Origin of the sequence: Sporofaciens sp. SGI.106, assembly GCF_050314255.1 — a bacterium.
Classification (GTDB): domain Bacteria; phylum Bacillota; class Clostridia; order Lachnospirales; family Lachnospiraceae; genus Claveliimonas.
This window is the reverse complement of sequence record NZ_JBNPMZ010000002.1, coordinates 225,545-244,010: the sequence shown is the minus strand read 5'-3', so window position 1 is coordinate 244,010 and position 18,466 is coordinate 225,545. Positions and strand designations below refer to the sequence as shown.

General features: G+C 45.0%; 17 protein-coding genes and 2 pseudogenes. 17 read left to right on the top strand and 2 right to left on the bottom strand.

Features of this window, described 5'->3' with window-relative positions:
* The first annotated feature begins 159 nt into the window (after positions 1-159).
* From ACQRCC_RS02940 to ACQRCC_RS02925, 4 genes and pseudogenes are all read left to right on the top strand, one after another.
* Positions 160-693 carry a helix-turn-helix domain-containing protein gene (locus tag ACQRCC_RS02940; protein WP_427849312.1) on the top strand — a complete coding sequence of 178 codons (534 nt, stop codon included), beginning with the start codon at positions 160-162 and terminating at the stop codon, positions 691-693.
* Between the two features lie 15 nt (positions 694-708).
* Positions 709-1,782 (top strand): annotated as a pseudogene (locus ACQRCC_RS02935) (ABC transporter ATP-binding protein); the annotation flags it as partial.
* A gap of 505 nt (positions 1,783-2,287) precedes the next feature.
* The gene (locus ACQRCC_RS02930; protein ID WP_427849311.1) at positions 2,288-3,124 is read left to right on the top strand and encodes an ABC transporter permease; all 837 of its coding nucleotides are present in this window, start codon (positions 2,288-2,290) and stop codon (positions 3,122-3,124) included.
* Between the two features lie 5 nt (positions 3,125-3,129).
* A complete protein-coding gene (locus ACQRCC_RS02925; RefSeq protein ID WP_427849310.1) occupies positions 3,130-5,022 on the top strand; it encodes an extracellular solute-binding protein in 1,893 nt (630 codons plus the stop codon).
* Positions 5,023-5,095: 73 nt separating this feature from the next.
* Here ACQRCC_RS02925 and brnQ read toward each other — a convergent pair whose 3' ends face one another.
* Positions 5,096-6,412: a branched-chain amino acid transport system II carrier protein gene (gene brnQ / locus ACQRCC_RS02920; protein ID WP_427849309.1), complete on the bottom strand. Its 1,317-nt coding sequence runs from the start codon at positions 6,410-6,412 to the stop codon at positions 5,096-5,098.
* Positions 6,413-6,662: 250 nt separating this feature from the next.
* On the opposite strand from brnQ, the gene ACQRCC_RS02915 reads away from it, so the two are divergent.
* Positions 6,663-7,364 carry a helix-turn-helix domain-containing protein gene (locus ACQRCC_RS02915; RefSeq protein WP_427849308.1) on the top strand — a complete coding sequence of 234 codons (702 nt, stop codon included), beginning with the start codon at positions 6,663-6,665 and terminating at the stop codon, positions 7,362-7,364.
* A 54-nt stretch (positions 7,365-7,418) separates the two neighbouring features.
* Entirely contained in the window at positions 7,419-7,934 is a 516-nt protein-coding gene (locus ACQRCC_RS02910) for a spore maturation protein (protein WP_427849307.1), read from the top strand.
* A 73-nt stretch (positions 7,935-8,007) separates the two neighbouring features.
* On the opposite strand, the gene ACQRCC_RS02905 is transcribed toward ACQRCC_RS02910, so the two are convergent.
* Positions 8,008-9,726: a DUF885 domain-containing protein gene (locus ACQRCC_RS02905; protein ID WP_427849306.1), complete on the bottom strand. Its 1,719-nt coding sequence runs from the start codon at positions 9,724-9,726 to the stop codon at positions 8,008-8,010.
* Between the two features lie 64 nt (positions 9,727-9,790).
* On the opposite strand from ACQRCC_RS02905, the gene ACQRCC_RS02900 reads away from it, so the two are divergent.
* The 11 genes and pseudogenes from ACQRCC_RS02900 to ACQRCC_RS02850 form a co-directional block, all read left to right on the top strand.
* Complete coding sequence (locus ACQRCC_RS02900; RefSeq protein WP_427849305.1) at positions 9,791-10,024, top strand: hypothetical protein; 234 nt, start codon at positions 9,791-9,793, stop codon at positions 10,022-10,024.
* Between the two features lie 52 nt (positions 10,025-10,076).
* Complete coding sequence (locus ACQRCC_RS02895; RefSeq protein ID WP_427849304.1) at positions 10,077-10,364, top strand: hypothetical protein; 288 nt, start codon at positions 10,077-10,079, stop codon at positions 10,362-10,364.
* Positions 10,365-10,519: 155 nt separating this feature from the next.
* Positions 10,520-12,442 (top strand): methionine--tRNA ligase, encoded by a 1,923-nt coding sequence (gene metG, locus ACQRCC_RS02890; RefSeq protein WP_427849303.1) that lies wholly within the window; start codon positions 10,520-10,522, stop codon positions 12,440-12,442.
* A gap of 269 nt (positions 12,443-12,711) precedes the next feature.
* Positions 12,712-13,476 carry a TatD family hydrolase gene (locus ACQRCC_RS02885; protein ID WP_427849302.1) on the top strand — a complete coding sequence of 255 codons (765 nt, stop codon included), beginning with the start codon at positions 12,712-12,714 and terminating at the stop codon, positions 13,474-13,476.
* Between the two features lie 57 nt (positions 13,477-13,533).
* On the top strand, positions 13,534-14,409 hold the full coding sequence (rsmA, locus tag ACQRCC_RS02880; RefSeq protein WP_427849301.1) for a 16S rRNA (adenine(1518)-N(6)/adenine(1519)-N(6))-dimethyltransferase RsmA: 876 nt from the start codon (positions 13,534-13,536) through the stop codon (positions 14,407-14,409).
* Between the two features lie 70 nt (positions 14,410-14,479).
* The gene (locus tag ACQRCC_RS02875; protein WP_427849300.1) at positions 14,480-15,853 is read left to right on the top strand and encodes a citrate/2-methylcitrate synthase; all 1,374 of its coding nucleotides are present in this window, start codon (positions 14,480-14,482) and stop codon (positions 15,851-15,853) included.
* Between the two features lie 51 nt (positions 15,854-15,904).
* Positions 15,905-16,846 carry an alpha/beta fold hydrolase gene (locus ACQRCC_RS02870; protein ID WP_427849299.1) on the top strand — a complete coding sequence of 314 codons (942 nt, stop codon included), beginning with the start codon at positions 15,905-15,907 and terminating at the stop codon, positions 16,844-16,846.
* A 120-nt stretch (positions 16,847-16,966) separates the two neighbouring features.
* Positions 16,967-17,155, top strand: coding sequence for a hypothetical protein (locus ACQRCC_RS02865; RefSeq protein ID WP_427849298.1), 189 nt, complete (start codon positions 16,967-16,969; stop codon positions 17,153-17,155).
* Between the two features lie 126 nt (positions 17,156-17,281).
* Complete coding sequence (locus tag ACQRCC_RS02860) at positions 17,282-17,887, top strand: transposase (protein ID WP_427849341.1); 606 nt, start codon at positions 17,282-17,284, stop codon at positions 17,885-17,887.
* Entirely contained in the window at positions 17,872-18,108 is a 237-nt protein-coding gene (locus ACQRCC_RS02855; RefSeq protein ID WP_427849297.1) for a magnesium chelatase domain-containing protein, read from the top strand. Before ACQRCC_RS02860 ends, ACQRCC_RS02855 begins: the two co-directional genes overlap by 16 nt.
* Positions 18,068-18,196 (top strand): annotated as a pseudogene (locus ACQRCC_RS02850) (capsular polysaccharide biosynthesis protein CapF); the annotation flags it as partial. The gene ACQRCC_RS02855 and the pseudogene ACQRCC_RS02850, both read left to right, overlap by 41 nt.
* Between the last annotated feature and the right edge of the window lie 270 nt (positions 18,197-18,466).

Sequence of the window (18,466 nt, the reverse complement as noted above, 5' to 3'; positions counted from 1 at the left end):
GATAACGGGGACAGGTTCCTCGGCTCAATGAGTCGAGGAACCTGTCCCCAAATTATTTTGTTTGTCGAACTATTGCAATATATGTAGTTTTATGTATAATAGAAAATGTTAGGTAATTTTTAAAAAAAAGTATAGTATTACAAAACGGGAGGTGAAATTTTGGACATCGGAAAGAAGCTTAAGGAGCTCAGGCTTCAGAACGATCTGACGCTTGGAGACCTGGCTTCAAGAAGTGAACTAACAAAAGGATTTCTTTCACAGGTGGAAAGAAATCTTACTGCCCCGAGCATTGCTACTCTGGAGGATATTCTGGAGGCACTGGGAACCAATTTATCTGAGTTTTTCCGTGAAGAGGAGGAGAAGCAGATCGTATTTTCCACACAGGATTTCTTCGAGGATAAACAGGATGATTATACGATTGAGTGGGTGATTCCCAATGCGCAGAAGAATGAAATGGAGCCGATTCTGCTTACACTTGCGCCCCATAAGAAGAGTCAGGAGATGCTGGCCCATCACGGAGAGGAGTTCGGGTATGTTTTGAAGGGGACTGTGACGCTGGTACTGGGAAATAAAAAGTACAAATTAAAGGCACAGGAAACCTTTTATTTAGATGGAACGAAAAGCCACTACTTATATAACCATGGAAGTAGTGAGGCTAAGGTGTTGTGGGTTACAACACCGCCGATGTTCTAGGAAGGAGAAGGTGAGATGGAGGAAAAGAAACTGATAGAGTTTCGCAATATTGTAAAAAGTTTTGATGGACAGATTGTCTTAAAGGGTGTGAACCTGGACATTTATGAAAATGAGTTCGTGACCCTGCTTGGACCAAGTGGATGCGGAAAAACAACACTGCTTCGGATTCTGGGCGGATTCCTGGATGCAGATGAGGGAAAGGTGATTTTTGACGGTGAAGAAATCAGTCAGAAGCCGCCTTATGAGAGAGAATTGAATACGGTATTTCAGAAATATGCATTATTTCCTCATTTGAGTGTATATGAAAATATTGCTTTTGGATTGAAAATTAAGAAGATGAGTAAAGACATCATTGACCAGAAGGTTATGAAGATGCTGAAGCTGATCGGTCTGGAAGGTTATGAGGATAAGAATACAACCCTGCTTTCCGGTGGACAGCAGCAGCGTGTGGCCATTGCAAGAGCGCTTGTAAATGAGCCTAAGGTTCTGCTTCTGGATGAGCCGCTTGCGGCACTGGATCTGAAGCTCCGTAAGGAGATGCAGTATGAGTTGAAGAGAATTCAGCAGGAGGTCGGAATCACCTTTATTTTTGTAACTCATGATCAGGAAGAGGCTCTGACGATGTCGGACAAGATCGTGGTTATGAAAAATGGAGAGATTCAGCAGATCGGTACACCACAGGAGATTTATAATGAGCCGTCAAATCGCTTTGTTGCCAACTTTATCGGGGAAAGTAATATTCTTCCCGGAACGATGCTGGAGGATTACAAGGTTCGTTTCGATGACATCACCTTTGATTGTGTAGATTATGGTTTCAAAGAAAACGAAAAAGTTGACGTTGTTATCAGACCTGAGGATATAGACATCGTAGATGTAAAAGATGGTAAGATGACGGGCGAGGTCTTAAGCGTTCTGTTTAAGGGCGTTCACTATGAGATTATTGTTGAGACAGTACCCGGAACCAGTGTTACGGTTAATATGCGCGTGATCCATAATCATGATGTGACCAGCGAGGATGGCAGGGAGAAGATCAGCGCAAATAACTTCTATGTGGATCTGGAGGATGTGAAGGACCTGGATGATAAGGAAATCATTGCCCGTTCCAATGCTCAGGCCTGGGATCCGGAGAATGATGAATATATCTCTATTGCCAAGATTGAATATGATCTTCAGGAAGAAGAGGGACAGTATCCGGTAAAATTCTCTACTTCTAATGGCACCAGTATTGAGAGAACCATTTTCGTGGTAAATCAGCCATTTGTTAAGAATGAGAAGGCAAATGAAGCGATTATGGCGTTTAACTTTATTAAAACGGTAGACGAGATCGTTGAATCTCAGGCACTGGATACAGATATTAAGACCTGGGCAAATGCACAGGGCTGGAAGTTGAGCAATGAGGATGAAAGTATCGATATCAGTGTAGATTATGATTTTGAGCCGTCAGAGGTGAAGGAGGGAATTTACAAGATTACCTTCTCCACAACCGGACGGGAATTTAAGATTCATACCACTGATTATACGGAGGAAGGCCAGGAGGTCGGACTGACATTCTTCCCGGAAGATATTCATGTAATGTCAAGGTTAGATTACTAGCATGAAAAGATTTTCACAATTAGCAGTCCCGTACATTGTCTGGGCAACCTTGATGCTGATTCTTCCCATGGCTCTGATTGCGCTGTATTCTGTGGCAGAGCCGGGAAACAGTATTATTTCTTTTACCCTTACAATGGACCATTACGTCAAATTTTTTACCGACCCTGACTTTTTGATTATACTTTGGCGTTCTCTTTTGATTGCAATTAAAACAACGATTATCTGCCTGCTTCTGGGATATCCGGTGGCGTATTTTATCGCAAGAAGCAGTGAAAAAATGCAGAACATCCTGGTTCTGTGTATTACACTGCCTACATGGATCAACATGCTGGTAAGAACCTATGCATGGATCGGTCTTCTCAGCGAAGGTGGATTATTTCAGAGAATTCTGAGTTTTATCGGACTTGGAAATACAGAACTGCTCTATACGGAAGGGGCAGTGCTTCTTGGAATGGTATATAACTTTGTGCCATTCATGATTTTACAGATTAATACGTCCCTGTGTAAGATGGATCACTCCCTTCTTGAGGCGAGTGCGGATCTGGGAGCAAATCCGGTGCAGACCTTTATGCGGGTTACACTGCCTCTGTCTCTGCCGGGCGTTATTAACGGAATTACACTGGTATTCCTGCCGGCGGTCAGTTCCTTCTTTATCCCGAAGCTTCTGGGCGGCGGACAGTACTTCCTGATCGGTAACCTGATTGAGAATCAGTTCATTACGGTGGGAGAATGGAACTTCGGAAGTGCCATCTCCATGATTATGGCAGTGATCATGATGCTGCTTATGATGCTGGTTCGTAAGGTGGAAATCAGAAATCAGGGCGGAAAGGAGGAATAATCATTATGAAGAAAAGCAAACGTACCTTTGGAAAGATTTTAATGGCTTTGATGATTATTTTCTTCTATCTGCCGATTATTTACATGATTATATTTTCCTTTAACAGTGGAAAATCGCTGACAGCGTTTACAGGATTTTCACTGCGCTGGTATCAGCATATGATGGAATCCGGTGATATGATGGAGGCCCTGTATACTACGTTCAGTGTTGCCATTCTTGCGACAGCTATTTCTACGGTAGTGGGAACGATTACAGCGATTGGTCTCAGTAAATCCAAAAAGATTGTCCGCAATCTGATGGACCAGGTGAATAATCTTCCGTTGATGAATCCGGAGATTGTGACGGCAATCGGCTTTATGCTTTTGTTTATCACATTCAAGGTTGAAAAAGGATATGTGACCATGCTCCTGGCCCATATCGCATTCTGTATTCCTTATGTGATATTGTCGGTTATGCCGAAGATCCGTTCGCTGGATCCCAATCTTGCGGATGCGGCTATGGACTTGGGAGCAACACCCTGGCAGGCTCTGATCAAGGTCATTGTTCCGCAGATCACACCGGGAATTATTTCCGGAGCACTGATTGCATTTACCATGTCCGTGGATGATTTTATTATTTCCTATTTTGTAACGGGACGTGGTGTAAAGAACTTAAGTATCGTGGTATACACCATGAGTAAGCGTGTAAATCCGAGTATTAATGCGGTTTCCACTCTGGTGGTAGTCATTATTACCATCGCACTGATTCTTGTAAATGTCGTTCCGATGCTTCGAACGAATAAGTTAATGAAAACCGAGGCCGGAAAGAAGCGAATCCTGATTCCGGCAGCAGGGGCTCTGGCTCTGATTCTTGTTGCAGTGAGTGTGTTCCGTTTCGGAGGAATCAGTTCTTCCCGTCCGTTTGAGGGTGAGACTCTTCATATTTATAACTGGGGAGAATATACGGGTGAAAATATTATTAAAGACTTTGAAGAAGAAACGGGAGCTACCGTTGTTATGGAGAACTTCGATTCCAACGAGCAGATGTATATCAAGGTGGCAAATGGAGAATCCTACGATCTTCTTGTCCCGAGTGATTATATGATCCAGCGTCTGATCGAAGAAGATTATCTGCAGAAGTTGGATAAATCCAAGCTGGATTGTATGGACAAACTTGTTGATGAAGTGAAAGGCCTTCCGTATGATCCGAATAATGACTATTCTGTTCCGTATTTCTGGGGAACCGTTGGAATTGTATATGATAAGAATAAGGTAGATATCGAAGATCTGGAAATGGAAGGATTTAACATTTTCCTGGATGAAAAATACAAAGGTGACATTTACCTGTATGATTCTGAAAGAGATTCATTCATGATGGCGTTAAAGGCTTTGGGATACTCCATGAATACGGAAAGTGAAGCGGAGATTAATGAGGCTTATGAGTGGCTGGTGAAATGTGTACAGACCATGAAAACGGAGATTGTGACGGATGAGATCATTGACAACATGGCACAGGGAAGAAAGGCGTTGGGACTGATTTATTCCGGTGATGCAGCCTATGTCATGGCTGAAAATGAAGATATGGGATTCTATCTTCCAAACGAAGGAACCAATCTGTGGTCCGATGCGATGGTAATTCCGAAGAATGCGAAGAATCCGGAGCTTGCACATGCATTTATCAACTATGCAACCGATTACGACGGGGCATATGATAACTCCAGTTATGTTGGATATACTTCGGCAAACCGGGAGGTTATGGAAGAACTTTATGGTGAAGGCGGAGATTACGAGGGAATTGAGGCCTATATGCCGAGAATGGGTTATGATAAAGATGAGGTATTTGTTTACAACGAAGATACCAGAAAGATCATCAGTAATCTGTGGAGTAAAGTAAAGATTGCCGCAAGTAATGCGGAATAAAATAGGGGACGGTTCTCCGTCCGGTTAATCCCGGACAGAGAACCGTCCCCTATTTTGAAAAATATGAGAAAAGTTAAGCGCGTATCCCCACGTTTCCAAGGAAAACGGGTGATAGCAGATGTTTGCGTTCTGCAATCATAAGTCCCAGAAGTCCGCACAGCAGTGCCGGAGTAATCCACTGGAATCCATACTGATATAATGGAAGGCTGGCGATGTCAAATGGAATATGAATGTACTCTGATAAAGTAGTCAGAGTGCTGACCGCAATCACGCTCAGGGCGGAGAGCCGGTAAATGATGCGGTGAGAAATCCATTTGTTCATCATTCCAAGGACGACCAGGAGAATCAGTACCGGATAGATCATATTTAATATCGGGGCGGCGAGTTTCAGGATACGGCTGATTCCAAAGTTGGAAATCAGGAAGCTGACTCCCGCGAATAAAAATACGAAGGTCCGGTAGCTGATTCTGTTTCCGGTCTGCTTTTCAAAGAAGGAGGCGGAGGAGGACAATAATCCAATAGCTGGTGTCATGCATGCAGCACAGACCAGGATGCCAAGGAGGATCATTCCCTTCTCGCCGAGTAATGCTTTGGTAATTGCAATCAGAAGCGCCACACGGTCTGTCTCCGGTCCGTAGATTCCGGATACGGTAGCACCCAGATAGGCAAGCCCGCCATATACAATGAACAGTATTGCGGCGGCAATGATACCGGAGCGGGAAATCATATGGAACTGCTGTTCCTTTGTGGTGTAGCTCTTCTGAGCCAGAGTTATCAGGATGGAGGATGAAAGAATCATGGCTGCCATCACATCCATGGTCTGATAACCGGCACCAATGCCTGCCTCTGCGGCAGACTGGACAGATGCCGCAATGTCAATTGTTCCAAGCGGCATAAAGATTCCTTTAATAATTAAAATAATCAGTGCTCCGAGAATCAGAGGAGCGAATACGGTTCCAATAATGTCGATTACTTTGGACTGCTTCAGGCAGAACAGGATGACAACTGCAAAAAAGATCACGGAAAAAACCGGCGCATTTATTTTCGGAAAAAATGGTGCAACGGAAAATTCATATGCAGTTGCTGCGGTTCTCGGAATAGCAATCAAAGGTCCGAGACAGATTGCATTCAGGGAAAGGATCAGCATGGACGGAAGCTTTCCAAGCTTTTCTGTGACACCTGCCGCGCCCTTTCCGATTTTAGCTACAACGAGCAGGGCCAGGAGGCTGAGTCCGATATCCACTGCCATGAAGCACAGAAATGCCAGGAACCAGTTCCTTCCTGCAATCAATCCGAGATAAGGCGGAAAAATCAGGTTGCCGGCACCGAAGAACATGGCAAAAATAGCAAATCCAATTACAAATGTATCTTTAAAAGATTTATGATTCATCTCAAAGCTCCTCTAAACATATAATGATACCTGCGGATTGTTTTGCGCTTTGCACTCACGCAATCCTGGCATTATTATATTGTTAAAAAAAGAACAAAGCAAATAGAGAAAAGTGTCTTGACAGGAAACTTTTTTCGTGTTTATGTATTTAAAGTAGACTTTTTCCTGAAATAATCGAAAAAAACAGGGGAAGAGCTGAATTTAAAATATTTTTCATGGAAAAAGTGATTTTTACGAAACGGAGAAGACTATGAGAATCGAAGAATGTGTGGGGAAAAATATTAAAAAATACCGTCTTGCTTACAAGATGACGCTGGAGGAGCTGGCAAATGAAATCCACAAGAGCAAATCGACGGTTTCCAAGTATGAGAAGGGACTAATTTCCCTCGATATTGCTACTCTGGATGAAATCGCAGGTGTGCTTAAGGTGTCGGCAGCTCAGCTTCTTGCAGTGACAGACGAGAAGGAAGAGGCGGGATATCGGCGGGGAGAATTCCTGGACCGGCAGTATATGTATTCCTATGATGGCCGGAGCAGACGCGTCTTAAAGAGCGTGATTGAACGTTATCGGATCGAGGATTCCGAACAGACGGGAATACAGATGTTCTACGATGTAAGGGACGAAGAAAATCCCGGGGACTGCAAGACACTCTATGCCGGGCTGGGAAGAAAATATGATTTTATAGAAAGCTATACCATGCAGAATCAGAACAACCCGACGGAGCAGATATTGATCTGCTGCATTAACAGCCTGAACCGAACCAGCCGGAAAATGGGAATGTTAACAGGTCTGTCCTATAAAACCATGCTCCCGGTAGCGATAAAAATCATGATATCCTCCGGACCGGTCAAAGAAAATGAAGAGCTGGTGAAAGCACTTCTGCTTACGAAGGAGGATATGAAGACTTCAAAGAAATATAACCTTTTTACCATCGATCAGTTTATGGAATAAGATAGGGGACGGGTTCATATAATCTCTGTGAATGGAGAATCGGGAAGTGCCGGTATGAACCTGTTTTTATTCATCTCAGATATGATTATACCCATGACAATATTCGGAATCGTGTGTTACGGCGTGATGGCAAAGGTAGAAGTGTATGATGTATTTATCAAGGGAGCAAAGAGCGGATTTTTCACGGTGATTAAGATCATGCCCACCCTGGTCGCATTGATGATTGCGGTCGGGATTCTCAGGGCGTCCGGTTTTTTGGAAATGCTGTCGGAACTTCTGGGAAAAGTGACGCAGTACATAGGTTTCCCTGGGGAGCTGGTGCCGCTTACAGTTGTAAAGATGTTTTCCTCATCGGCAGCGACAGGGCTTCTTCTGGATCTATATAAAGAATTCGGGACAGATTCCTATATTGGCAGGATTGCATCAATCAGCATGGCGTGCACGGAGACGATATTCTACACTATGAGTGTGTATTTTATGACGGCGAAGGTGTCGAAGACCAGGTATACTTTGGCGGGGGCGCTGCTTGCAACAATGGGAGGACTTGTGGCAAGTGTATTGGGGACGTAGCAAAATGCATTTTGCTACGTCCCCAATTAACACTTGCCCTGTACCCAATCGCATTTTGCCCTGTACCCATCTGTCATTTCCCCAGGACATGTTTTCTCAACACATCGAAGGAGGCGGGCCCGGTATCCAGCACTGCCTTATGAAATCGCTTCTGTGTGAACTTATCTCCCCATTCTTTCATGGCTTCTTTTTTCAAATCCAGAATCTCCACATACCCGATATAGTATTTTAAATAATTTGCCGGATCTGCGATGATCAGATCGTAGATGCTTTCGATGGTATATTGATCGGTGATTCCGTATTCCCGGAAGAAGGCGACGGTATCGACAAGGGTCCACCCGTCATAGTGTATCCCGATGTCTGCAAGTGCGTATAGTCCGAGGATGACGGAGGAGTTACGCTGGGTTAGAAGTGCCTGAGCCCTGGGAAGGGTGGTGTAGTAGTGGCTTAACATTTCACTGTAGGTGGCCCACCCTTCCGTGTAGCCCCCGAAGTTCAGGATACTTCTTATGGGGTCGGGCTCGGTGGAGGCATAGTAGACGGTCTGATAGAGGTGCCCCGGATAGCCCTCGTGGGCGAGGGTTGTATAGAGTTCGAGGTCGTCGGGCAGATGACTCTGGTTGATATAGATGATATTATTTTTGATATTGTCTATTGGCGGAATCATGTAAAACGCAGGGCTGAGAAAGTTTTCCATTTCCTGTGATACGTATTTTATTTCTACATTTACGTCTGGCGGGGTGGGAAAGTCGTCGGACATTTTCTGTTTTAATTTGCTTAAAATGGCCGTGGGGTTGGAGTCTTCCAGAGTGAACGGGACTGTTTCGACGGAATCCTGCAGGATTTCCTGCATGGCGGTCAGATCCTCAGACATCTGCTGTTTTATCAGTTCCTGAAGTTCCGTAATATTCCTGGAGGATCCGGTCTCTGAACGGACCAGGTATTCATAGTAGGAAGAGCCGTCCGGGTAATGACAAAGCCCGTGTGTGTTATTTCCGCTGGTGCGCAGTGAATAAAGTGTGTTGGCAAGTTTTTGATATGCAGGGTAAATAAAATTGTTTACAGAAGAAGCGTTTTTGGAAATATAGTTTTCTTTTGTGGTTTGATTCAGACCGGGGATCTGATCCAGGCGGCTTGCAAATGTAGTGAGGAGATAATTGGAATCTCCCATGTTCAGGAAGGTGTTGCATTCTTTGATAATACTGTCAGCTGTGTAGGAAGACATGAATAGTCCTGCTGAGGATTTGGACTGTTCGAATTCTATGAGGGAATCGAAGTATTCGGGGACACAGGCCAGCAATTCCAGATATGTATCGATATCTTCTGTGGTATAAAATGTATATTCCGAGAGCAGAACCGGTAGCTGGGCCTGAATACCGGTAAGAGGGCTTAAGGGTTCTTCATAGAGAGCGTAGGGAGCACCCATGAGAGCGGTTTTAAGATAGTCTTCCAGGACATCATAGGTGAGCTGATTTTTTTCTGAGAGATTATCATAATTAAAACGATGCAGTGCGGCGAGGCAATTTTCCAGTGCGGCGCAGGAGGAAGCGGTGTCGGCAGTATAGGAACCCAGAGAGACGGACATGGAGCGGATGCCATATTGATCCGGGTCTTTTAAGGTATAGTGAAGAGTAAGAGCATTTCCGGAAATCTCCTGGCAGAAAAGCTCCTGAGTGAATTTGTTGAATTTTCTGTTTGCCTGACTGGCGAAGATACGGTCGGAACAGCCGCACATGGCCAAAAGGACGAGTAGAAAAGAGAGAATACACAGGATGGATATTTTTTTGCGCATATTGCCTTCCTAAAGAATTTCATCTATATTATTTATGAAATGAATAAAGGAGGTATGCAGGAAAATGAATTGGCAGAAGAATCCAATGGCACTGATGCAGATAAAAAATATGCTGGACCGATTTAAGGCAAACCATCCCAAGTTTCCTAAATTTTTGAAAGCGGCAGCAGAAAAAACGGGCACGGACAGCGTGATCGAGATTACGGTGACCACTGCCGCCGGGGAGACAATAAGCGGAAATATCCGGGTCACGGAAGAAGACATGGAGCTGATTCGTCAGATCAAAGAGATGGCTTGACAATAAGCGTATTATTGTGCTACCATTTTCCATATGAAATATGAAAAACGCAGTGACGAAAAGAGTAGGTCGGCGGAAGTTTTACAGAGAAATCCCGTTGCACAGGGTGCAGATGCTGAGAGGGATGAACGGAAACAGACTGAAGATGGCTTCTGAGCAGCGTGGGGGAACCGGATTCTTGCAGATTAATGGCAACCCTGCGATGGGTACCGCCCATTACAGCGGAGAGGTGTCGGGAGCACCTTATGAGGTTCTGTCTGTGAAGGCAGGGCGAAGAGAAGTGGTAACACGGGATAACTCGTCTTCTTTGATTCTTAGGAATTGGAGAAGACTTTTTTAATGTGACGAGGAATTCCTCGTTACATTAAAAACGCACTTCGTGCGATGGTGCGCAGCTCGCGGAAATGAAGTTGCTGCATTGCAGCCCGCTCGCGCGCGAAGATTGCGCAGACGCGCAATCTTATGTCTAAATAAGAATAAAAAGGAGCAGATATTATGTGTGAAAAATGCAGTAAACCAAAATATTATATTACAACGGCGATCGCTTACACATCCGGCAAACCGCATATCGGAAATACTTATGAGATTGTGCTGGCAGATGCGATTGCGCGTTACAAGAGAAGTCAGGGATATGACGTTTTCTTCCAGACAGGAACGGATGAGCATGGTCAGAAGATCGAGCTGAAGGCAGCGGAAGCAGGCGTTACACCGAAGGAATTCGTAGACGGTGTGGCAGGCGAGATCAAGAACATCTGGGATCTGATGAACACTTCCTATGACAAATTCATCCGTACCACTGACGATTACCATGAGAAGCAGGTACAGAAGATTTTCAAGAAATTATACGATCAGGGAGACATTTACAAAGGATCTTATGAAGGCCTTTACTGTACTCCGTGTGAGTCATTCTGGACAGAGTCACAGCTGGTTGACGGCAAATGTCCGGACTGTGGACGCGAGGTAAAACCGGCGAAGGAAGAGGCATATTTCTTTAAAATGAGTAAATATGCAGATCGCCTGATTGAGCATATCAACACCCATCCGGAGTTCATTCAGCCGGTATCCAGAAAAAATGAGATGATGAACAATTTCCTGCTTCCGGGACTGCAGGATCTGTGTGTGTCCAGAACCTCTTTTAAATGGGGAATCCCGGTTGATTTTGATGACAAACATGTGGTATATGTGTGGCTGGATGCGCTGACCAACTATATTACCGGAATTGGTTATGATGCGGACGGAGAGAGCACCGAGCAGTACAAGAAAAACTGGCCTGCTGACCTGCATTTAATAGGTAAGGATATCATTCGTTTCCATACGATCTACTGGCCGATTTTCCTGATGGCACTGGGCGAGCCTCTGCCGAAGCAGGTATTTGGTCATCCGTGGCTCCTGCAGGGAGACGGCAAGATGAGTAAGTCAAAAGGAAATGTGCTGTATGCGGATGAGCTGGTAGATTTCTTCGGTGTGGATGCGGTTCGTTATTTTGTACTTCATGAAATGCCGTTTGACAACGACGGAGTGATTTCCTGGGAGCTGATGGTAGAGCGTCTGAATTCCGACCTTGCAAATACACTGGGCAATCTGGTAAACAGAACGATTTCCATGACAAATAAATACTTTGGCGGTGCAGTAACCGACAAGGGCGTGGCTGAAGACGTGGATGCTGATCTGAAGGCGGTAGTGGAAAATACCCCGAAGGCCGTAGATGCCAAGATGGATGACCTGCGTGTGGCAGATGCAATCACAGAGATCTTCGCACTGTTCAAACGCTGCAACAAATATATTGATGAGACCATGCCGTGGGCTCTTGCAAAAGACGAGGCAAAGAAAGACCGTCTGGAGACCGTGCTTTATAATCTGATTGAGAGCATCAAGGCCGGCGCAAGACTTCTGGAATCCTTCATGCCGGAGACGTCCGAAAAGATTCTGGCACAGCTTGGCGATGGAAAGGTAACAGAGACACCGGAGATCCTGTTCCAGAGACTGGATATCAATGAGGTCATGAAGAAGGTAGAAGAGCTTCATCCGCCGGTAGCAGAGGAGCCTGAGGCACCGGCAGAAGAGGAAAATGTAATCGACATCGAAGCAAAGCCGGAGATTACATTCGAAGATTTTGGCAAAATGCAGTTCCAGGTAGGCGAGATCATTGCCTGCGAGCCGGTAAAGAAATCCAACAAGCTTCTGTGTTCACAGGTGAAGATCGGAAGCCAGGTGAAGCAGATCGTTTCCGGAATTAAGAAACATTACAGTGCAGAAGAGATGGTAGGCAAGAAGGTTATGGTTCTGGTGAATCTGAAACCGGCCAAGCTTGCAGGCGTACTGTCCGAGGGAATGCTGCTGTGTGCAGAGGATGCGGAAGGCAATCTGGCACTGATGACATCGGAAAAAGAGATGCCGGCGGGAGCAGAGATCTGCTAGCAAAGAGCAGAGAACTGCTAACCAGAGGCAGAGTACTGTTAACTAATGAGGACAGAGCGCTGTCAGTAATATGTTGTGACATGCTTCCTTTCGGGGAGACAAGGGGAAAACTTGTTTGCCCGGGAGGGGGCATTTTTTTGAAATTTTTCACAGCCTTCACAGAAATTTAATTTTCATCAGGTAGGATTCTTAATAAAAGTGTGTTATAATTGGTCTAATTTACACATTTAGGAAAGTAAAGAATTGAAGAAACAGGAGCTGTACGAGTTATGATATTTGAGACACATGCTCATTATGATGACAAACAATTTGATCCGGACCGGCGGGAGCTTCTTTCGTCCATGGCAGAGGGCGGAGTCGGTACCATCGTGAACGTCAGTGCCACTTATGAATCCTGTGAGAGGGTCGTGAACATGGTGCAGGACTATCCATTCATGTACGCCGCGGTGGGAGTTCATCCCGATGAAGTGGGAGCGCTGAATGAGGATACATTTGCAAAGATGAAAGAGCTCTTTAGGCAGCCGAAGGTTGTGGCGGTCGGAGAGATCGGGCTTGATTATTACTGGGACAATGAGTCCCATGATTTACAGAAGAAATGGTTCGCAAAGCAGCTTGATCTGGCGAGGGAGCTGGATCTTCCGGTACTGATCCACAGCAGGGATGCGGCAGCGGATACCATGGAGATGATGAAGCAGTACGGTCAGGGACTGGAAGGTGTGATCCACTGCTACTCTTATTCAAAAGAGATGGCAAGAGAATATGTGGATATGGGATATTACATCGGAGTCGGCGGTGTGGTGACATTTAAAAATGGACGGAAGCTCAAGGAAACGGTGGAGGAAATTCCGCTTACTTCCATCCTGTTGGAAACTGATTGCCCTTATCTGTCACCGGAGCCCAACCGGGGCAAGCGGAATTCTTCCCTGAATCTGATCTATGTGGCGGAAGAGATCGCGCGGATCAAGGGTGTGACCTGTGAAGAGGTGATTGCACAGACGGAGGCAAATGCCCGGAAGATGTACCGCATTCCGTAAATGGACAGATAAATATAAGAAATATTTAAGTTTACAAAACAAGAAGGAGACTTGGATATGGCAGAGCCAACGCTGGGGAATCCCCAGAATACCATTGAGATTTTAAAAAAATATAATTTTTCATTTCAGAAGAAATTCGGGCAGAATTTCCTGATCGATACCCATGTGCTGGACAAGATCATCCGGGCGGCGGAAATAACGAAAGATGATTTTGTGCTGGAGATTGGGCCGGGAATCGGAACCATGACCCAGTACCTGGCGCAGGCAGCAGGCAAGGTGGCAGCAGTGGAGATCGATAAGGCATTGATACCGATTCTCTCCGAGACGCTGGCGACTTATGATAATGTAACGATCATTAATGAAGATGTGCTGAAGCTGGACATTCCAAAGCTTGTCCGGGAAGAAAATGGCGGAAAGCCTATTAAAGTAGTGGCAAATCTTCCATACTATATAACGACGCCCATCATTATGGGATTATTTGAAAATCATGTGCCTATGGAAAGTATCACCGTAATGGTGCAGAAAGAAGTAGCGGACCGGATGCAGGTGGGACCGGGCACGAAGGACTACGGCGCACTGTCCCTGGCAGTTCAGTATTATGCCAGCCCTTATATCGTGGCAAATGTGCCGCCCAACTGCTTCATGCCAAGGCCGAAGGTGGGGTCTGCGGTCATCCGTCTGACCACCCATGAGAAACCGCCGGTAGAGGTGGAAGATGAGAAACTGATGTTCCGGATCATCCGGGCCTCATTTAATCAGAGAAGAAAGACGCTTGCAAATGGACTGAATAACTCGGTGGAGCTTGATATTCCGAAGGATGTTATCATAAAAAGCATTGATGAGCTGGGAAAAGGCCCAAGTATCCGCGGAGAGGCTCTGACGCTGGAAGAATTTGCAGCATTAACAAATATGATCTGCCGGAATCTGAAATAAAGCGGCAGACAAATGATAAAAGAAACAGTAGTGAAAATTTAGCAAAATGAAAATGGAAAGGGGAATGTCTATGGCAAGAACATCTGTACAGAAAGCATTATTTGAAATCACACCGGAGATTCAGGAGCTGGCGGCTCTCTGCGAAAAAAACAATGCAATTGACAAAGAATTGTATACCCAGTATGAGGTTATGCGGGGGCTGCGAGACGTTAATGGAAAAGGAGTGCTGGCCGGCCTTACAAATATTTCCGACGTATGCGCGAAGAAGATCGTAAACGGCGAAGAGGTACCGTGTGAAGGAAATCTTTACTACAGAGGTTACAATATCAAAGACCTGGTGGGTGGATTCCTGAAAGAGGATCATTTTGGATTTGAGGAAATCACGTATCTCCTGTTATTTGGCGAGCTGCCGACTGCGAAGCAGTTAGAGGATTTTCACGAAATGCTGGTGGAGAGAAGAACACTGCCGCCGAATTTCGTGCGTGATGTCATTATGAAAGCGCCAAGCCGTGATATGATGAACAGCCTGTCGCGCTCGATCCTGAATCTGTATTCCTATGATGCCAAGGCAGATGATACCTCCATTCCAAACGTACTCAGACAGTGTCTGAACCTGATCAGTCAGTTCCCGATGCTGATGGTGTACGGATACCATGCATATAATTACCGCCGGGGAGATGATTTATTTATCTATGCACCGGATCCGGAATTATCTACCGCAGAAAATATCCTGATGATGCTGAGAGAAGACCGGAAGTACAGCAAGCTGGAGGCAAAAATTCTGGATATGGCGCTGGTACTTCACATGGACCACGGCGGTGGAAATAACTCCACATTTACTACCCACGTAGTTACATCATCCGGAACGGATACTTATTCTACGATTGCGGCAGCCATGGCTTCCTTAAAGGGACCGAAGCATGGCGGTGCAAATATTAAGGTAACCCAGATGTTCGAAGACATGAAAATGAATGTAGAAAACTGGGAGGACGAAGAAGAGGTTCGTCAGTATCTGTGCGACCTGCTGGATAAGAAAGCATTTGACCAGAAAGGACTGATCTACGGAATGGGTCATGCCATCTACTCGGTATCCGACCCGCGTGCGGATATTTTCAAAGGATTTGTAAAGCAGCTTGCAAAAGAAAAAGGCTGTGAGAAGGAGTATGGACTTTATGAAACGGTCGAGCGGCTGGCTCCGGAAGTCATCGCGGAGAAGCGGCGCATTTACAAAGGAGTAAATGCAAACGTAGACTTCTACAGCGGATTGGTATACAGCATGCTGGATCTTCCGCCTGCATTGTACACTCCGATTTTCGCTACGGCACGAATTGTTGGATGGAGCGCACACCGTCTGGAAGAGCTTAAAAATGTAGATAAAATCATCCGTCCGGCATATAAGCCGCTGGCTCCATACCGGGAGTATGTGCGGATGGAAGACAGATAAGACAGAGTTCATCTTGAAAGATAGAACCCGGGAAACAAAGGGGAAATACGAATGAAGAAAGAATTTAATTATCCGTCCAGAGACGGAGTGACGCAGATTCACGGAATCATGTGGATGCCGGAAGGTGAAGTAAAAGCGGTGCTCCAGATTTGTCACGGAATGGTAGAATACATTGATCGCTATGATGAATTTGCAAGATTTCTTGCAGAACAGGGCTATTGCGTGGTAGGACACGACCATCTGGGCCATGGAAAATCCATTCAGAGTGAAGAATACTATGGATATTTCCATGAGACGAAGGGAAATCAATACGTCATCGGAGATATTCACAGATTGCGGCAAATGGCCATGAAAAAATATCCGGAAGTGCCCTATTTCATGCTGGGACACAGCATGGGATCCTACCTTCTGCGCCAGTACCTAACCATGTATGGAAATGGACTTGCCGGAGCCATCATCATGGGAACCGGATATATGGGTCCGGTCATCCTTGGTGCCGGAAAATGCGTGTGCCGGGCAATTGCGGCGGTGAAGGGCTGGAAATACCGCAGCGCCCTGATTAATAACATCGGATTCGGAGGATTCAACCGGAAATTCGAACCCTGTGACAGCCCCAACACATGGGTGACATCCGACGAAGCAATCCGGAGCAAATATGAAAATGACCCGTTGTGCGGCTTTACCTTCACGGTAAATGGCTATTACCAGATGTTTACCGGAATGCAGGTTCTGACAAAGCGAAAAAATATGGAAAAAGTGCCAAAAGACCTGCCTGTATTTTTCGTATCCGGAGAGGATGATCCGGTGGGCAACTTCGGAAAAAGCGTCCGTAAAATATGCCGGAAATACATAGACAGCGGGATGAAAGATGTGTCCATCAAACTGTATCCGGGAGACCGGCATGAGATATTGAATGAGACCGACCGGCAGCAGGTGTATGAAGATCTGTACCGGTGGATGGAGAAAAAGAGGAAAGAGAGCTTGTTGTCATAAGGCAACAGGCTCTCTTTCTGTCTTTTCCGATTATAAGGTAAAGCTGAGTTTTCGTAGAGCATCTTACTCTGAGAATAGACGCTCCTCATAGGGTTATACTATGAATAGGAGGTTCAGAATATGAGAGCGGTTGGAAACAAAACATGTTTAAGTGATTCTTTTGAGTCACAAAAGAAAGCTGCACGTGCAGTTGCTAATGGACTTCTTACTAACGAGGTCAGAGGTGGACGGAAGATGGAAGTAAAAAAAAGTGATGTTCATAAGGCTAGGTGTCGAGGAAGTGCATTTGCTAAAAAATATGGAATTTAAGAATAAGTGATGGAGATTGATTGAAGCTTCTCAAAAAAGAAGCTTCGTTTTGAATAAAATCATTGATGATAGTGTTATAAAAGCAAAAATCATGAGAAGGAGTAAGCGTGATAGGAGGGGTGGAAAATAGCTAGAAAACAAAGAATATGGTATCCGGGGGCAATTTACCACTTGATGGAAAGAGGAATCAGAAGGCAGGAAATTTTTCGAGAAGATATGGATTATCAGGTATTCATTGCCATAATGAAAAGTGCACTTGAAAAGAATGGATGTATGGTACATGCCTATTGTATGATGACAAATCACTTTCATATACTGCTTGAGACTAGTGAGAGAGAAATAGGGAAATTTATGAAACAACTTGCAAGCAGTTATGCAATTTATTTTAATCGTAAATATTTATATACAGGGCATTTGTTTGAAGGCAGATATAAGGCATGTCTTGTGGAAGATGATGCGTATTTTTTACAGACGAGCCGCTATATTCATTTGAATCCGGTGAAGGCAAAGATGGTGGAACATCCCGAGGATTACCCCTGGAGTTCGTATCGGACATTGTTAGGGTTTAGTGATGATAGGATCACACAGATAAGTCGTACACATGCGTATTTTGGGCAGAATCCGATCATGCGTTATCGGCAGTTTGTAGAAGATATAGGACACAAATATGTAGTACAGGAAAACGAAATAAAGAAAAGCATGGGGGAGGATGATTTATGGCTACCGTGGTAAAAAGTTTTGCGATACAGGGGATAGACGGATATCCGGTTGATATTGAGATCAAAACGCTGGAAGGACAGCCGATGATAACCATCATAGGGCTTGGCGATCTTTCCGTAAAGGAAGCGGCAGAAAGGATTCAGGCATCTATTGATGAGAGTGGGTATGTGAAGTACCGAGGGTCAGGCACTAGAAACTTTGCACACAGTAGATTGCGGTCAGGTCAGCACTAATATCTCAAAACCGGGCATCACCAAAGGCCAGCACTGGCACAACAGCAAGTGGGAGCACTTTATTGTTGTGCATGGTCATGGCTTGATGGATACATTTTTTGAAAAAGTTTGAAATTCAGGGCTTCCATCAATGCATACCTGCCGTATTCCAAAGTCCCCTATAAAGAATCCGAAGTCTCAGCCAATGCAGATCGGTGTGAGCTGATTAAACTTGAAATAGCAAAAAATAGCGAGTTCAGATAAATTGTTAATGGTAGTATTATAAAATGAAAAAAGATAAATACGCCCTTAACACGCATAATACATTGACTTATACGCATTGAAGGCGTATAATAGAAAAATGCACGGAGGTGAGCAC

Excerpts from the sequence above, each read along its gene's own strand:
- rsmA (WP_427849301.1), top strand. The coding sequence starts at position 13,534 with ATGGCAGAGCCAACGCTGGGGAATCCCCAGAATACCATTGAGATTTTA.
- ACQRCC_RS02925 (WP_427849310.1), top strand. The coding sequence starts at position 3,130 with ATGAAGAAAAGCAAACGTACCTTTGGAAAGATTTTAATGGCTTTGATG.
- metG (WP_427849303.1), top strand. The coding sequence starts at position 10,520 with ATGTGTGAAAAATGCAGTAAACCAAAATATTATATTACAACGGCGATC.
- ACQRCC_RS02875 (WP_427849300.1), top strand. The coding sequence starts at position 14,480 with ATGGCAAGAACATCTGTACAGAAAGCATTATTTGAAATCACACCGGAG.
- ACQRCC_RS02915 (WP_427849308.1), top strand. The coding sequence starts at position 6,663 with ATGAGAATCGAAGAATGTGTGGGGAAAAATATTAAAAAATACCGTCTT.
- ACQRCC_RS02930 (WP_427849311.1), top strand. The coding sequence starts at position 2,288 with ATGAAAAGATTTTCACAATTAGCAGTCCCGTACATTGTCTGGGCAACC.
- ACQRCC_RS02855 (WP_427849297.1), top strand. The coding sequence starts at position 17,872 with ATGGCTACCGTGGTAAAAAGTTTTGCGATACAGGGGATAGACGGATAT.
- ACQRCC_RS02865 (WP_427849298.1), top strand. The coding sequence starts at position 16,967 with ATGAGAGCGGTTGGAAACAAAACATGTTTAAGTGATTCTTTTGAGTCA.
- ACQRCC_RS02900 (WP_427849305.1), top strand. The coding sequence starts at position 9,791 with ATGAATTGGCAGAAGAATCCAATGGCACTGATGCAGATAAAAAATATG.
- ACQRCC_RS02910 (WP_427849307.1), top strand. The coding sequence starts at position 7,419 with ATGAACCTGTTTTTATTCATCTCAGATATGATTATACCCATGACAATA.
- brnQ (WP_427849309.1), bottom strand. The coding sequence starts at position 6,412 with ATGAATCATAAATCTTTTAAAGATACATTTGTAATTGGATTTGCTATT.
- ACQRCC_RS02870 (WP_427849299.1), top strand. The coding sequence starts at position 15,905 with ATGAAGAAAGAATTTAATTATCCGTCCAGAGACGGAGTGACGCAGATT.
- ACQRCC_RS02885 (WP_427849302.1), top strand. The coding sequence starts at position 12,712 with ATGATATTTGAGACACATGCTCATTATGATGACAAACAATTTGATCCG.
- ACQRCC_RS02905 (WP_427849306.1), bottom strand. The coding sequence starts at position 9,726 with ATGCGCAAAAAAATATCCATCCTGTGTATTCTCTCTTTTCTACTCGTC.